This window comes from Kitasatospora sp. NPDC047058 (assembly GCF_040643935.1).
Taxonomy (GTDB): Bacteria; Actinomycetota; Actinomycetes; order Streptomycetales; family Streptomycetaceae; genus Kitasatospora.
Genome location: NZ_JBEYVJ010000747.1, coordinates 1 through 1,984, shown reverse-complemented (window position 1 = coordinate 1,984; position 1,984 = coordinate 1). Strand labels below are relative to the sequence as shown.

General features: G+C 76.8%; 2 protein-coding genes. One reads left to right on the top strand and one right to left on the bottom strand.

Annotated features, from left to right (window positions below; translation table 11 throughout):
- Positions 1-688 (top strand): hypothetical protein (locus ABZ885_RS40105; RefSeq protein WP_360199985.1); only part of this gene is annotated, 688 nt, incomplete at its 5' end.
- A 34-nt stretch (positions 689-722) separates the two neighbouring features.
- Here ABZ885_RS40105 and ABZ885_RS40100 read toward each other — a convergent pair.
- Positions 723-1,984, bottom strand: a 1,262-nt coding sequence (locus ABZ885_RS40100; protein WP_360199983.1) for a WD40 repeat domain-containing protein, incomplete at its 5' end; no start/stop codon positions are given.

Sequence of the window (1,984 nt, the reverse complement as noted above, 5' to 3'; positions counted from 1 at the left end):
GCCCGGCAACGTCCTCGCCAAGTACCTCCCGGCGCTGCGCAAGGTCAACGGCAGCGACTCGCACGCCGGCCCGGCGGCCGCCGCCGCCGGACTCACCCTGCTGCTGGCCGAATCGGTGATCCGCTCCGCCGGTTCCCTGCTCACCTCGCAGGTCTTCATCGCCTGGGGGATGCCGGACGCCCTCTTCCTGGCCGTGGACTGGGGCAGGCTCAACATGCTGCGCTCGACCGCCGCGGCGCTCGCCGTGCTCGGCGCGGCCGTCCTGCTGCGGCTGGCCGGCGGGAGCCGGGTGCTCTGGGCGCTGGGCCTCTCGCTCACGCTGTTCGCCGGGTTCGCCACCGCCGCCGTCACCGAGGCGGTGGCCCGCCCGCACGCGCAGTGGCGCAAGGGCCTGGCCACCGGCTTCACCCAGAGCTCCGGGCTGCGCCCCGACGACAGCGTGGTGTTCGCCTGGGACGTGGACGGCAACCTGCGCGGCGCGCAGGCCTTCGAGGTCTACCGGGGCCGGGTCTGGTACCGCGACCCGCGCTGGCAGCCGGTCCCCGCGGAGGCCACCGCGATGGTCACCCCGCTGCCCGCCGAGGGCGGCGCACCGGACGCGTACTGGCCGGGCCACCCCGCCGAGTGGTACGTCGAGAAGGTGGACCGGCAGCAGCAGTTCACGGTCTGGCGCCGGCGCACGACGTAACGGCCGCCGTGCGCCGTCGCCGCCGGACCGGGCCTCAGAGCTCGGCCTCCGGCGGGAGCCGGTGGACGCCGGGCAGGTGGGTGTCGAGTTCACCCGGTTCGAAGCGGCACATGCCGACGGCGTGCCAGAACTCGCCGACCACGTCGCCCTCGTACTTGTAGGCACCGGACGGGAGCAGGGCGGCCCAGCCGTCGGGGGCGCCGAGCAGCGTGGCGCGGAGGACGGGGAGGCCGCCGGCGGGGACGTTCCAGAGGCGGACGGTGCCGTCCTCGCCGCCGCTGGCGAGCAGCGAGCCGTCGGGACTGAAGGTGACGGCGAGGATCCGGCCGGTGTGGCCGCGCAGACGGCCGAGGTCGCGGCCGGTGTGCGGGTCCCAGAGGCGGACGACGCGGTCGTCGCCGGCCGTGGCGAGCAGCGGGCGCCGGGGGTGCACGGCGGCGGTCCAGAGCCGGCCGACGTGACCGCTCAGCCGGTACCGGGCGGCGCCGTCCGACCAGACCACCGCGTCGCCGTCCCAGGAGGCGCTGGCCAGCCAGGAGCCGCCGTCGGGGGCGAACGCGACCGCGTAGACCCGGTCGTGGTGGCCCTCCAGCTGGGCCGCGATCCGGCCGGCCGCGACGTCCCAGATCCGGACCCGGCCGTCGTCGCAGCCGGTGGCCAGCCGTCGGCCGTCGGCGCTGAAGGCGATGGAGCGGACCCGGCCGCGGTGTTCCCGCAGGGTGGCGACGTGCGCGCCGGTGCTGCGGTACCAGATGCGCACGGTGTCGTCGTCGTTGGCGGTGGCGACGAGGACGCCGTCGGGGCTGAAGGCCTCGGCCCAGACGTGTTCGGTCTCGACGTCCATCTCGCGCAGGTACTCGCCGCTGAGGGCGTTCCACAGGTAGAGGTCGCCGTCGTTGCTGGCGGTGGCCAGCAGCGGGCCCTCCGGGCTGAACTGCGCGGAGACCAGGCGGCTGCTGCGGGCCGCGAGCTCCCTGGTCCGGCGGCCGGTGGCCGGCTCCCAGAGCCGGACCACGCCGTCGTTGCCGCCGGCCGCCAGCAGGGTGGCGTCGCCGTTGAAGGAGAGCGAGCCGATCCGGCGGCCGTGGCCGCGCAGCAGCAGCCGGCTGCGGCCGGAGCCGGGCTCCCAGAGCCGGACGGCGCCGTCGTTGCCGCCGGTGACCAGCAGCGTGTCCGGCTCCGCCCCGGGTGCCTCGCCGGGCCCGTCGCCGGCGGGCCCGGCCGCGCCCCGGTCGGCGGGGCGGAACTCGCAGGCCCAGACCGAGCCCCGGTGCTCGGGCGGCTGCCGACGCAGCG